Annotated in this window: 11 protein-coding genes; all 11 read left to right on the top strand. The window is 56.1% G+C overall.

Translation table 11 applies throughout. The features are described 5' to 3' along the window. Window positions 1-9: 9 nt before the first annotated feature. The 11 genes from nuoN (at window position 10) to dnaE (ending at window position 13,726) form a co-directional block, all read left to right on the top strand. Window positions 10-1,449: an NADH-quinone oxidoreductase subunit NuoN gene (gene nuoN, locus IT971_RS11160; RefSeq protein WP_063091913.1), complete on the top strand. Its 1,440-nt coding sequence runs from the start codon at window positions 10-12 to the stop codon at window positions 1,447-1,449. Window positions 1,450-1,451: 2 nt separating this feature from the next. Continuing rightward, window positions 1,452-2,210, top strand: a complete 759-nt coding sequence (locus IT971_RS11155; RefSeq protein WP_007089420.1) for a biotin--[acetyl-CoA-carboxylase] ligase — start codon at window positions 1,452-1,454, stop codon at window positions 2,208-2,210. Window positions 2,211-2,244: 34 nt separating this feature from the next. Beyond that, complete coding sequence (locus IT971_RS11150) at window positions 2,245-3,027, top strand: type III pantothenate kinase (RefSeq protein ID WP_063091914.1); 783 nt, start codon at window positions 2,245-2,247, stop codon at window positions 3,025-3,027. An 85-nt stretch (window positions 3,028-3,112) separates the two neighbouring features. Further along, on the top strand, window positions 3,113-4,789 hold the full coding sequence (locus tag IT971_RS11145; protein ID WP_175484476.1) for a ribonuclease J: 1,677 nt from the start codon (window positions 3,113-3,115) through the stop codon (window positions 4,787-4,789). Window positions 4,790-4,892: 103 nt separating this feature from the next. Beyond that, the gene (mce, locus tag IT971_RS11140; protein ID WP_037991302.1) at window positions 4,893-5,297 is read left to right on the top strand and encodes a methylmalonyl-CoA epimerase; all 405 of its coding nucleotides are present in this window, start codon (window positions 4,893-4,895) and stop codon (window positions 5,295-5,297) included. Between the two features lie 54 nt (window positions 5,298-5,351). Then, on the top strand, window positions 5,352-5,591 hold the full coding sequence (locus IT971_RS11135) for a DUF1467 family protein (RefSeq protein ID WP_007089424.1): 240 nt from the start codon (window positions 5,352-5,354) through the stop codon (window positions 5,589-5,591). Window positions 5,592-6,084: 493 nt separating this feature from the next. Then, a complete protein-coding gene (locus tag IT971_RS11130; protein ID WP_223305244.1) occupies window positions 6,085-6,579 on the top strand; it encodes a hypothetical protein in 495 nt (164 codons plus the stop codon). A gap of 176 nt (window positions 6,580-6,755) precedes the next feature. Continuing rightward, window positions 6,756-8,075: a proline--tRNA ligase gene (gene proS / locus IT971_RS11125; RefSeq protein WP_007089426.1), complete on the top strand. Its 1,320-nt coding sequence runs from the start codon at window positions 6,756-6,758 to the stop codon at window positions 8,073-8,075. 88 nt (window positions 8,076-8,163) lie between these two features. Continuing rightward, window positions 8,164-9,414, top strand: a complete 1,251-nt coding sequence (locus IT971_RS11120; protein WP_007089427.1) for a lipoprotein-releasing ABC transporter permease subunit — start codon at window positions 8,164-8,166, stop codon at window positions 9,412-9,414. Then, the gene (locus tag IT971_RS11115; protein ID WP_037991295.1) at window positions 9,407-10,141 is read left to right on the top strand and encodes an ABC transporter ATP-binding protein; all 735 of its coding nucleotides are present in this window, start codon (window positions 9,407-9,409) and stop codon (window positions 10,139-10,141) included. Before IT971_RS11120 ends, IT971_RS11115 begins: the two co-directional genes overlap by 8 nt. Window positions 10,142-10,240: 99 nt before the next feature. Then, the gene (gene dnaE, locus IT971_RS11110) at window positions 10,241-13,726 is read left to right on the top strand and encodes a DNA polymerase III subunit alpha (RefSeq protein ID WP_063091916.1); all 3,486 of its coding nucleotides are present in this window, start codon (window positions 10,241-10,243) and stop codon (window positions 13,724-13,726) included. Window positions 13,727-13,842: the final 116 nt, after the last annotated feature.

The raw sequence follows: 13,842 nt of genomic DNA, 5'->3' as shown, positions 1-13,842 counted from the left end.
GGAATGAACATGGGAGTTTCTATGCTCAACCTCGGGGCGGCATTGCCCGAAATCTTTATGGCCGTTTCGGCCCTAGCCCTTCTGATGCTTGGCGTGTTTGCCGGCAAGGACAAGGCTTTCCGCACCGTTTCATGGCTTGCGGTTGCAGCCCAGATCATCGCCCTTGTGCTGGTGGTTCTGGGTGACGGCGGGGTGGCGTTCTATGGCCAGTTCACGGCAGATGCCTTTGCCAAATTCACCAAGGTGATGATCCTGATCGGTTCGTCGATTGGTATCGTGATGGCGATGAATTACGCCGAACGCGAAAACATGTCGCGGTTCGAATTCCCGATCCTGATCCTGCTTGCCACACTTGGCATGATGGCGATGGTATCGGCGACCGACATGCTGTCGCTGTATCTTGGCCTTGAGCTTCAGTCGCTCGCACTTTACGTGATTGCGGCGATCCGCCGCGACACCGTTCGCGCCACGGAATCGGGCCTGAAATACTTCGTTCTGGGGTCGATTGCATCGGGTATGCTGCTGTATGGCATGTCGATGGTCTATGGCTTTACCGGTTCGACCAACTTCGTCGTTCTGGGCGATGTGATCAGCAATGGCGGCCTTTCGGTCGGAACGCTGGTTGGTCTGGCCTTCATGTTTGCCGGTCTGTGCTTCAAGGTTTCCGCGGTTCCGTTCCATATGTGGACCCCGGACGTCTATGAAGGAGCACCGACCCCGGTTACGGCGTTCTTTGCGGTTGCGCCGAAGATTGCCGGTCTGGCGCTGTTTGTGCGTGTTGCGGTTGGCCCGTTTGCCGGTGTTGTCGAAGACTGGCAGCAGATCATCGTTCTGGTGTCGATCCTGTCGATGGCATGGGGTTCGTTCGCGGCGCTTCGCCAGGACAATATCAAACGTCTGATGGCCTATTCATCCATCGGTCACGTTGGTTTCGCACTGGTTGGCCTTGCGGCCGGTACGGCAGAGGGCGTGCAGGGTATTCTGGTTTATCTGGGGATTTACCTTGTGATGAACCTTGGCACCTTTGCCGTGATCCTGTCGATGCGTCGCAATGACCGCATGGTCGAGGAAATCACCGATCTGGCCGGTCTGGCCAAGACCAAGCCGCTGATGGCGGCGGTGGCCGCGATCCTGATGTTCTCGATGGCCGGTATTCCGCCGCTTGCAGGGTTCTTTGGCAAGTTCTATGTGTTCAAGGCAGCGGTTGATGCCGGTCTTGTGACGCTGGCGGTGATCGGTCTGGTGACCTCGGTCGTCAGTGCCTATTACTATCTGCGGATCATCAAGGTGATGTATTTCGACGAGCCGGTCGAAGCGTTCGACAAGAACGGCACCGAGATGAATGTGATCATGGCTGTTGCGACGGTCATTCTTCTGGCTTTCGTCTTCTTCCCGAACCCGTTGATGGATAGTGCCGGCGTTGCCGCGACGGCCTTGCTCGGGCAGTAAGGATGACCAAGCCGACGATCCGGCTTCCTGAAGGTTTTTATCTTCATGAACTGGAAGTGATCGACAGCACGAATGAAGAGGCGAAACGCCTTGCTGATAAGGGCGCCCCAAGTGGCGCCCTTATTTGGGCCCGCCAACAGACATCGGGCAGGGGACGGCGCGGCCGCGCATGGACATCCCCGGTTGGCAATCTTTATTCTTCCCTTTTGCTGCGTCCGGATTGCCCGCTTTTTGAAGCGGCAAAACTGACATTCCTGATTGCGGTTGCCCTGGCCGAGGCGATTGAGCTGGTGACAGGCAATCGGGTCAGGCCGGATTGCAAATGGCCCAATGACCTGATGGTCAATGGTCGCAAGATTTCGGGTATTCTTCTGGAAAGTGCATCGAATAACGGTTCGGAAACCGATTATCTGGTGATCGGAGCCGGGGTGAATGTTGCGTTTTATCCCGATGATGCCGAACGCCCGGCGACGTCGCTTTCAGCGCTTGGCGCGCCGGTTTCGGTGGGCGAACTGATTTCGGCCTATGTCGGGAGGGTGGCAGACTGGTTGCCCGTATGGGAAGCGCAGGGTTTTGCCCCGGTGCGTGACGCCTGGCTTCGGCGGGCATACGGGATTGGTGCGCCGGTGATTGCGCGCCTGACCGAAAGGACGCTTGAGGGCATGTTTGTCGGGCTTGATGACGACGGATCGCTTGTTTTAAGAGAAACGGGCGGGATGGAACATCGCATCGGCGCTGGCGAAGTGTTTTTTAAAGCATAAATAACACGGGACGATAACGGGGAGACGAAACATCATGTTGCTGGCGATTGATGCCGGGAATACCAACATCGTTTTCGCGGTGTTTGACGGCGATACGATCAAGGGGCAGTGGCGCTGTTCGACGACGGTTGAACGCACGGCTGATGAACTTGGCGTGTGGCTGCATCATCTGTTTACCCTGTCGGATGTGCCGAAAGATGCGATTACGGGCGCAATCATCGCAACCGTGGTTCCGGCGGCGGAATTCAGCCTTAAAACCCTGTGCCGACGTTATTTCAATGTCGAGCCGATGCTGGTGGGCGACCCGGCGGTTGATCTGGATATGAAGATCATCATGGACCGGCCAAGCGAGGTCGGGGCCGACCGGCTTGTCAATGCGGTTGCAGCCCACAAGCTTTTTGGCGGGCCGCTTGTGGTTCTGGATTTCGGGACGGCGACCACGTTTGACGTGATCGATGAAGAAGGCAATTATCTTGGCGGTGTGATTGCGCCAGGTGTTAACCTTTCGATCAAGGCGCTGCATATGGCAGCAGCCCAGTTGCCGATGGTCGCCATCGAGGCCCCGCGCAATGTGATTGGCAAGAACACGATCGAGGCGATGCAGTCCGGGGTTTACTGGGGCTATGTTGCGATGATCGAGGGGCTTCTGGCGCGCATTCGCATGCAGCAGGGCGTTGATAACATGAAAGTTGTCGCGACCGGTGGTCTGGCACCGTTATTTACCAAGGCGGTTGACGAGATCGAACATCTGCATGGCGATCTGACCATGCTGGGGCTTTTGATGATTTATCGCCGCAACAGCGAAAAATCGAACTAGACTGTTAACCGACATTGACTGTGAAGTGACGCGGGTGCGCCCCGTGATCGTGTTTCTCACCGCTGAAAGACAAGGGTGATCATCCGTGGATTTGTATTTGCCGAAAGACGAATTGCTGTTTGTGCCGCTGGGGGGATCTGGCGAAATTGGCATGAACCTCAATTTGTACGGATATGACGATCAGTGGCTGATGGTCGATATGGGCGTTTCCTTTGGCGAGGAAGGTCTGCCCGGTGTCGATGTTGTCATGCCCGATCCGACCTTTATCGAGGAACGCAAAGACAAACTTCTTGGCCTTGTACTGACCCATGCGCATGAGGATCACCTTGGCGCGGTGCCGTATCTTTGGCCACGGTTGAAATGCCCGATCTATGCCACCCCGTTTGCCGCCGAGTTCCTGAAGGCCAAACTGGCGGAAACCGATTTTGCCGATCAGGTGCCGATCCATGTGATCGAGCTTGGCGGGCGGTTCAAAAAGGGGCCGTTTGACATCGAATTCGTCACCATGACCCATTCGATCCTTGAACCCAACGCGCTTGCGATCCGCACCCCCAAGGGGCTTGTGGTGCATACCGGCGACTGGAAATTTGACCCCGAGCCACAGATTGGCGAGGCATCCGACGTCAAGAAGCTTGAGGCGCTGGGCGATGAAGGGGTCATGGCGCTGATTTGTGATTCCACCAACGTCTTTTCCGAAGGCAAAGCCGGATCGGAAGGCGATGTAGCCAAGAACCTGTCAAAACTGTTTGCCGAAACGCCGCAGGGCCGGATTGCGGTTGCGTGCTTTGCGACCAACGTTGCGCGGTTGCAGTCGATTGTTGAAGCGGCACATGAAAACAACCGCTGTGTCGGGTTGGCCGGGCGGTCATTGAACCGTGTGACCGAAGCCGCACGAGCGGTTGGCTATCTGACATCCTATCCGAACCTTCTGACCGATGAAGACGCGATGGAGGTCCCCAAGGATCAGGTATTGCTGATCTGTACAGGGTCGCAGGGCGAACCGCGTGCGGCAATGTCGCGTATTGCCAAGGGCGATCATCCGACCGTGCAGCTTGATCCGGGCGATACGGTGGTGTTTTCGGCGCGCGAAATTCCGGGCAATGAAAAATCCATCGGTTATATCCAGAACCTTTTGATCAGGCGCGGTATCCGCGTGATTACCGCGCGTGATGAGCCGATCCATGTTTCGGGCCATCCGGGCAGGCAGGATCTGGCGCGGATGTATCAGTTGACACGTCCGAAAATCCTTGTGCCGGTGCACGGCGAAACCCGCCATCTGTGTGAACAGGCGGCCCTTGGCGCGGAATGCCAGATCCCTGAGCAGGTGATCCCGCATGACGGGACGGTCATTCGCCTGTCGCCGGGCAGTGCGCACGTGATTGGCGTTGCCGAAAGCGGCGTGCTTTGCCTTGATGGCGGGCGGTTGCTGAAACGGGATTCCGAAACCATCCGCAACCGTAATCGCATTGTGTGGAACGGTGTGATGTTTGTGACCGTGGTGCTGAACCAGTTTGGCGAGATGGTCGGCGAGCCGATGATTACGGCACCGAGCCTGTTTGACGAGGTCGGCGATGATGTCCGCCTTGATCATTTTGCAGCCGAGATCGGCAACCGGGTTGATCAGTTGAATGATGACGAGGTGCTTGACGATGCGGCGGTGATCCTTGCGATCCGGCAATCCCTGCGTCGTCCGGTGCGTCAGCGGCTTGGCAAGCGGCCAATGATCGAGGTGCATCTTGTGCGGGTGAACGAGCAGGGCTAGGCAGTTTGGGAAGGCGGCATGCGACCAAATGGGCGGTTGTCTTTGTCGTGATGTGCATCCTAGATTGTCGGTGATCGGGCAGATCACATTGCAGGAGTAGAACATGATTGGACGGCTGAACCATGTGGCGATTGCGGTGCCGGACCTTGCGGAAGGTATCCGGCTTTATCGTGATGTACTGGGGGCGAAGGTTTCCGACCCGCAGGACGAACCAGATCATGGGGTGACTGTGGTTTTTGTCGAACTGCCCAACACCAAGATCGAATTGCTCTATCCGCTGGGTGAGGGATCGCCGATACAGGGGTTCCTTGATAAAAACACATCGGGCGGCATTCATCATGTCTGCTATGAGGTTGAGGATATTCTGGCGGCGCGTGATCAGCTTCTGAAAAACGGTGCGCGCGTGCTGGGCACGGGGGAGCCGAAGATCGGGGCGCATGGCAAGCCGGTTCTGTTCCTGCATCCCAAGGATTTTAACGGGACGCTTGTTGAGCTTGAACAGGTTTAAGTTTCTTTCCCGCCGTATCGGCCCTTCTTCCCGCAACCAAGAAAAGAGTGCAGCATGAACTGGTTTTCCGCGATCCTTGTTTACATCGTGATCTGGTGGCTGGTGCTGTTCATGGTGTTGCCGTTCGGCGTGAAGCGCGAAGAGAATGTTCAGCCCGGCCATGATAGTGGCGCGCCGCAAAAGCCGCATATGTGGAAGAAGGTTCTGGCAACCAGCCTGATCTCGGCGATTTTGTGGCTGGTGGCGTATTTCGTGATTACCAGTGGCATGATCGAAGTCCGCCCGCCGCAATGATCGGGCGACGGCATTCAGAAACAAACCCCGCACATTTTTGTTGCGGGGTTTTTGTTTGGCCGGACTGCACAAAATATCGGGGAAGGGGGGGCGGAAAAGGCATCAATCGGGAAAAGCCAAAAAAAAAGCAAGATCACAAGGATCTTGCTAAGATGCTATTTTTATAGCTGTTTTCCCGTAATCTTTTTTTGCTTCCTCCTAAGACCTGGGCACTTGGCACAGGTTTTATTTCGACGTCGCGCCTGCTTCTTGTATGCTTATTGGCAACAAAGCCTCCCGCAATTTTATGAGCGGCTGCGATACGTCTTCCGCAACGATCTTGCGCCGTTAGCGGAGGATCAAAAAGCCACATATTTCACTTTTGTGCAAGATGTTTTGACCAAAATTCACAGATGAATCGATGCTGCACCGCACATAAATAGGATGGACCGGCGATATGAAGAGTTTTGTAATGACCCGCCCTATGAAAATCGGGAATTATCCTGTGAATCTCATGCTTTCGATGCTTGTTGCTGGCGTGATCATGACCGGTGCGGGGGGCGTTTGGGCACAAAGCGACTCCCCCTTGCCGGGGCCGAAGGCAGGGGAAAATGCCGCGCCGGATGGGGCAGGTGCTGCGGATGCTGAGAAGGCAAAGCCAACCATCACGGTCACGCGGTCGGCCTGTCAGCAACTGGTCAGCCATGTGCCCGATGACGATGTGGCCTATAAGCCCGGTGTGGATGTTTATGGGCGCAAGGTCGCCCCGGCCGATCTGGATGGCGGCAGCCCGATCCTGGATGCGCTGCCCAAGGAAATCGAATTTCCGGTGACGATTGATTTCTTTGAATATGCCGGTATTTCCGTGCCGGACGGGATCAGCGGCGAGTCCAATATCGGCAGGATCACCTACCGCAACGGGCGGGTGTATTTCAATGATATCCCGCTTGGCAACGAGGCGGGGCAGGATGAATTGGCCGCGGCGTGCCGGGCGGCAGGGTTCCGTTAAGGTTGTACCTGAAAAAGCCCGTGTGTCTTCGCAAACCTGCCACGATTGGCAGTTAGATCACCCGTTGCCGATATAAAGCAAGTTCCGGCTTGCGTTTCGGGCTGTGCTGTCGCATTTTCCGGGCAAGGTCTTTTGTATACCTGATATTTTTCAGCTTTGATCATCACGAGGCATTGATGCGTCTTTCCCAGTTCTTTCTGCCAACCCTCAAGGAAACGCCGGCAGAAGCACAGATCGCTTCCCATCGACTGATGCTGCGTGCCGGTATGGTGCGCCAGCTTTCGGCAGGGATTTATTCCTGGCTGCCGCTTGGCTATCGCGTGCTTAAAAAGATCGAACAGATCGTGCGCGAAGAGCAGGACGCGATTGGCTTTAACGAATTGCTGATGCCGACCATCCAGCCAGCCGAGCTTTGGCAGGAAAGCGGACGGTATGAGGATTACGGCCTTGAGATGCTGCGCATTACCGACCGTCATGATCGCAACATGCTGTTCGGGCCGACCAACGAGGAAGCGATCACCGATATCTTCCGCAAGGATGTCCGGTCCTATAAGCAGCTTCCGCAGATGCTCTATCACATTCAGTGGAAATTCCGCGACGAGATCCGCCCGCGCTTTGGCGTGATGCGGGGGCGCGAATTCCTGATGAAGGATGCCTATTCGTTCGATATCGATTACGAAAGTTCGCGGCACGCCTATAACAAGATTTTCCTGGCTTATTGCCGGACCTTTGCACGACTTGGCGTCAAGGCGATCCCGATGGTGGCCGATACCGGCCCGATTGGCGGCGACCTTAGCCATGAATTCATCATTCTGGCGGAAACCGGCGAAAGCGAAGTGTTCTGCGACAAGAAGTGGCTGGACAAGGACCTGACGGGCAAGGGTGTTGATCTGAATGATCGTACCGGGCTTGAAAACTGGGTCCAGACGACGCTTGAAGATTATGCCGCGACCGAAGACAAGCATGATCCGGCCAACAGCCCGATTTCCGGTGACGACATGATCGCGACGCGCGGGATCGAAGTTGGCCATATCTTCCATTTCGGGACCAAATATTCCGAACCGATGGGTGCGACCGTGCTTGGCCCGGATGGCAAGGAAGTACCGGTACAGATGGGGTCCTACGGCATCGGCGTTTCGCGCCTTGTTGGTGCGCTGATCGAGGCATCGCACGACGAAAACGGCATCATCTGGCCGGAATCGGTTGCACCCTACAAGGTTGGCCTGATCAACCTTCGGACCGGGGATGATGAATGCGATGCGGCGTGCGAAGATGTTTACGCCAAGCTGCATAATGCCGGTATCGAAGTGCTTTATGATGACCGCGACATTCGCGCGGGCGGCAAGTTTGCCGATATGGACCTGATCGGTCTGCCGTGGCAGATCGTGATTGGCCCGAAAGGCATCAAGGCCGGTGTGGTCGAGCTTAAAAACCGCAAATCGGGCGAGCGGACGGAAGTCACGCTTGAGGCGGCACTTAACCAGATTGGCGCCTGATTACGACTTTGCAAACGGGGCAGTCTTGGCTGCCCCGTCCTGATTTCCGGAATTCTTTCCGACACGCTTCCACGAGGATCTTTTGCGCATGTTCAGTCCGTTCGAACGTCTGGTGGCTTTCCGCTACCTACGTCCCCGTCGGCAAGAGGGCTTTGTTTCCGTCATCGCCATCTTTTCGCTGCTTGGCATCATGCTGGGCGTTGCGACCCTGATTATCGTCATGTCGGTCATGAACGGGTTCCGGGCCGAATTACTTGGACGTATTCTGGGGCTGAACGGACATATATCGGTTTACGCGCAAAGCCCCGATGGCCTGCCCAATTATGATGCGATTGAAAAGAAGATCGCGGAAACCGGCAATGTGACCCTTGTGACCCCGGTGGTCGAGGGGCAGGTGCTGGCATCGAATAACGGCCGGTCAACCGGGGCCATCGTGCGCGGGGTCCGTGCCGAAGACATCGCCAAGCGCAAGACGATTGCCGATAACATCGTTTTCGGATCGCTTGATGATTTCAAGGGGGACGATAGCGTGATCATGGGCGCGCGTCTTGCCATGAAACTTGGCGTCGGGGTGGGGGATAATGTCAATCTGATCTCGCCCAAGGGCAACGTGACGGCGTTCGGGTCCGTGCCGCGCGTGCGGGCCTATAAGGTGGTCGGGCTGTTTGATATCGGCATGTATGAATATGACAGCGGCTTTATCTTCATGCCGCTTCAGGCCGCACAGATTTATTTCCGCCTGCCGGAAAAAATCAGCCATTTTGAAGTGATGCTTGAAGACCCGTCACGCCTGTCATCAAGCATGAACGACCTGTTGTCGAACCTTTCGGGAGAGCAGCTTCGGCTGGTCAATTGGCAGCAGTCAAATTCCGGGTTTTTCAATGCATTACAGGTCGAACGTAATGTGATGTTCCTGATCCTGACACTGATTATTCTGGTGGCGGCATTCAACATCATTTCGGGCATGGTGATGCTGGTGAAGGACAAGGGACGCGATATCGCGATCCTGCGGACCATGGGGGCGACACGGTCATCGGTGATGCGCATCTTTTTCCTGGCAGGGGCATCCATCGGGGTGCTTGGCACGTTAAGCGGCCTGATCCTTGGCGTTTTGTTCTGCCTGAATATCGAAAATATCCGCCAGTTCATCCAGACCCTGACGGGGACCGATCTGTTTAATGCGGAAATCTATTTCCTGTCGCAGCTCCCGGCAGACATGGATATCAGCGAAGTGGTGCTGGTTTGTGTGATGTCGCTTAGTCTGTCGTTCCTGGCGACGGTTTATCCGGCATGGCGTGCATCGCGCCTCGATCCGGTGGAGGCCCTTCGTTATGAGTGACATGATCAAGACAACCGCCAAGGAGCGGGCGCAGAAAGTCGTGTTGCGGCTTGAAAAGATTGATCGGGTGTTCAATCAGGGCCCCGATCAGCTTGAAATCCTGAAATCCGTCGATCTGGAAATCCATCAGGGCGAGATCGTCGCCCTTGTCGGGCCGTCGGGGGCGGGTAAATCAACCCTGCTTCAGATTGCGGGGCTGCTTGAAAAGCCCGATGGCGGCATGGTTTCGATTGGCGGAAAACGCAGCACGGATCTTTCCGATCTGGCGCGCACCGAAATGCGCCGCAAGCATATCGGGTTCGTGTATCAGTATCATCATCTGCTGCCGGAATTTTCGGCGATTGAAAATGTCGTCATTCCGCAGATGATCAATGGCCTGAAACGGGCGGATGCGACCGAACGCGGGCTTGAACTGCTGCGCTGTCTTGGGCTGGAGAAACGGGCAGAACATCGCCCGGCACGGCTTTCGGGCGGGGAACAGCAGCGGGTGGCGATTGCGCGTGCGCTTGCCAATGTGCCCGATGTGCTGTTTGCCGACGAGCCGACCGGCAACCTTGATCCGCATACGGCGGAAACGGTGTTCGGGATGTTGATGACACTGGTGCGGGAAACCGGTCTGGCGTCGCTGATTGCGACCCATAACCCGGAACTGGCGCGGCAGATGGACCGGGTTGTGACCCTGCGTGACGGGCATCTGGTCGAACTTGATCCCGATACTCTTTCGTAATCCGTCGAAATTCTTTAAGTTGGCAGAGCACCGCGCCCCGGAGTGATCCGGGGTGGCCGGTTTCCTGCCTTTGCCATTTATCGTCCGGGATTTTCTGCAATGGAAAACGGTTTCGTCCATCTTCGTGTTCACACCAACTATTCGCTTGCCGAAGGTGCCATCACGACGAAGGAACTGGCAAAGCTGTGCGAGGCGGATGGCCAGCCCGCGGTTGCGATGACCGATACCAACAACATGTTCGGCGCGCTCGATTTTTCAGGGGTGATGAGCGGGTCGGGTATCCAGCCGATCCTTGGCGTGCAGATCGGGGTGGAACGGTTTGGCGATCAGCCGGTGATCGGCAAGATTTCACGCGAACCGGACCCGGACAATCTGGTCCTGATTGCGAAGAATGACCGCGGGTATTTCAACCTTCTGAAGATCGTTTCGCGCGCGCATATGACCAGTGAAGCGGGAAGTGAGCCCAAGGCGCTTTATGATCATATCGAAAAATACAGTTCCGACATCATCTGCCTGACCGGCGGGCCGACCGGGCCGTTGGCACGATTGATTGCCGAGGAGCAGCACGAGGCGGCGAACGATTGCCTGAACAAGCTTTCGGGGATATTTGGCAACCGGCTTTATATCGAATTGCAGCGCCATGGCGAACCGATCGAGGAAAAGGTCGAGCCGGGGCTGATCCGGCTGGCCTATGAGCATAATATCCCGATGGTCGCGACCAATGACTGCTTTTTCCCCAAGGCGGAAATGTATGAAGCCCACGATGTGTTCATCTGCATCGGGCAGGGCGCGGTTGTGGGGCAGGAAGACCGGTGGCGTTTAACGCCCGAACACCGGTTTAAAACCGCCGCCGAGATGCGCGATCTTTTCGCCGACATTCCCGAGGCCTGCGACAATACGCTGGCGATTGCCAAGCGGTGTTCGTGGCATGTCGAAAAGATCGACCCGATCCTGCCGCCGTTTGATTGTGGTGAAGGCCGCACCGAGGTCGATGAGCTGCGCCATATGTCCGAGGAGGGCCTTAAGGGCCGCCTTGCGAAATATGTCTTTACCGAGGACATGACGGATGCGCAGAAGGAAGAAATCGCCAAACCCTATTGGGAGCGCCTTGAATACGAGCTTGGCATCATCAATCAGATGGGGTTTCCGGGCTACTTCCTGATCGTTGCGGACTTTATCCAGTGGGCGAAGGACCATGAAATCCCGGTGGGGCCGGGGCGTGGTTCGGGTGCGGGGTCGCTTGTTGCCTATGCGCTTCTGATTACTGATCTTGATCCGTTGCATTTCTCGTTGCTGTTTGAACGCTTCCTGAACCCGGAACGTGTTTCCATGCCCGACTTTGACGTCGATTTCTGTCAGGACCGGCGCGGCGAGGTGATTGAATATGTTCAGCGCAAATACGGACATGACCGTGTGGCGCAGATCATCACATTCGGTAAGTTGCAGGCAAAGGCCGCAGTGCGCGACGTCGGCCGCGTGTTGAGCATCCCGTATGGCTATGTCGATAAAATCTGTAAAATGATTCCGGGTGATCCGGCCAAGCCGATCCCGCTTAAGGAAGCCATCGACATGGAGCCGGACCTGCGCCGGATTGCGCGCGAAGACCCGGATATTGACCGGCTGCTTTCCATCGCGATGCAGATCGAGGGGCTTTATCGTAACTCGTCCACCCACGCCGCCGGGGTTGTGATCGGCGACCGTGACCTTGACGAACTTGTGCCGCTTTATCGTGATCCGCGGTCCGATATGCCGGTGACCCAGTTCAACATGAAATATGTTGAAAATGCCGGTCTGGTGAAGTTCGACTTCCTTGGTCTTAAGACTTTGACGGTGATTATCGAGGCCGTCAATCTAATGCGTCTTCGAAAAGACGTCCCGCAAGACTTTGATATCAGTGCCATTCCCCTTGATGATCGGGTGGCGTTCAAGCTGCTTTCGGCGGCCGAGACGGTCGGTGTGTTCCAGCTTGAATCCCAGGGCATGCAGGATGTTTTGCGCGGGCTTAAGCCCGATACGATTGAAGATATCATCGCGGTCGTGGCGCTGTATCGTCCGGGGCCGATGGACAATATCCCGCATTACATCGCACGTAAGCATGGTCTGGAAGAGCCGGATTACATGCACCCGATGTTGCAGCCGATCCTCGAAGAAACCTATGGCATCATGATCTATCAGGAACAGGTCATGCAGCTTGCCCAGACGATGTCGGGCTATTCGCTTGGCGGTGCAGACCTTTTGCGTCGTGCGATGGGTAAAAAGATCGCCGAGGAAATGGAATTGCAGCGCTCGCTGTTTGTTGACGGGGCGGAAAAGAACGGGGTGCCACGCGGGCAGGCGTCCGACATCTTTGATCAGGTCGCCAAGTTCGCATCCTATGGCTTTAACAAATCGCACGCGGCGGCCTATGCGCTGGTGGCGTATCAGACAGCGTATCTCAAGGCGAATTATCCGGTCGAATTCATGGCCGCGCTGATGACGCTTGATATGCACAACACCGAAAAACTTGCGATTTTCAAGCAGGAGGTCGAACGCCTTGGCATCGAAATCCTGCCGCCCTGCATCAATAATTCGCAAGTGGCGTTTTCGGTCGAAAATCATGATGGGGTGCGCAAAATCCGTTATGCACTGGCGGCCGTGCGCAACGTTGGTGATGCGGCAATGGAAAGCCTTGTGGCGGAGCGCGAGGCCAATGGTCCGTTCCGGGACCTGACCGATTTTGCATCGCGCATCGATAGCCGTGCGGTCAATAAACGGTTGCTTGAAAACCTTGTGCGGGCAGGCGCGCTTGATTGCCTGACGACAAACCGCAAGGTCATGTTCGAGCATGTCGACCGGGTGATGGCGGTTGCCCAGCGCGAAATGCAGGCGCGCAACAATGACCAGATTTCGATGTTTGGCGAGGATACCGGATTTGGCAAGGATGCCATCCGGTTGCCCGATGAACGCGATTGGGTGCCGATGGAAAAACTGACCGAGGAATTTTCGGCGGTTGGTTTTTACCTGTCGGCGCATCCGCTTGATACCTTTGGCAAAAGTCTTCAGCGGATCGGTATTGCACCTATCAAGGAGCTTCCGGCCCGTATGCGTGCCCAGAACAAGGGATCGATCAAGCTTGCCGGGACCCTGATCAATGCGCGTGAAATGATTTCGAAAAAGAACGGATCGAAATTCGCCTTCGTGATGTTTTCCGATCCGACGGGCAGCTTTGAAGTCGCCTTCTGGGCCGAGGCATGGGCGGCCTATAAGGAAATCATCAATGCCGGGCGTCCGGTATTGCTTGTGGTGGCGGCCGAAATGCGCGAAGGGCAGCTTCGCATTCAGGGGCAGAAGGTTGAAGACCTTGAGCATGCCGTTTCCGGGGCAGCCGAGGGCATTCGCATTCGCCTGAACCGTCCTGATCCGGTGGTGGAAATCCGAGAACTGCTTGAAAAAGCGGGGAAAGGGCGCGGTCTGGTCAGTCTTTCGACGGTATGTGCCGATGGCCGTATTGCCGAGGTCGAGCTTGAAGATACCTATAAGGTCGGACCGTCGCTTATCGGGGCGGTCGGGGCCATTCCGGGTGTCGAACTGGCCGAGGAAATCTGATTGGTGCGTGTGCTGTGAAATTGTGATCGTGCTTCGGGTTCACTTTCACGCGGTTTGAGCGTACTTTAAGGCTTGCATTCTTTGCAGGAGGGGGCTAAAACCCGCCCCGAACATCG

Origin of the sequence: Thalassospira sp. B30-1 (assembly GCF_015767575.1) — a bacterium.
In the GTDB taxonomy this organism is placed as follows: domain Bacteria; phylum Pseudomonadota; class Alphaproteobacteria; order Rhodospirillales; family Thalassospiraceae; genus Thalassospira; species Thalassospira xiamenensis.
The sequence above is the reverse complement of the archived record's forward strand: the minus strand, read 5'-3'. Positions and strand labels throughout refer to the sequence as shown.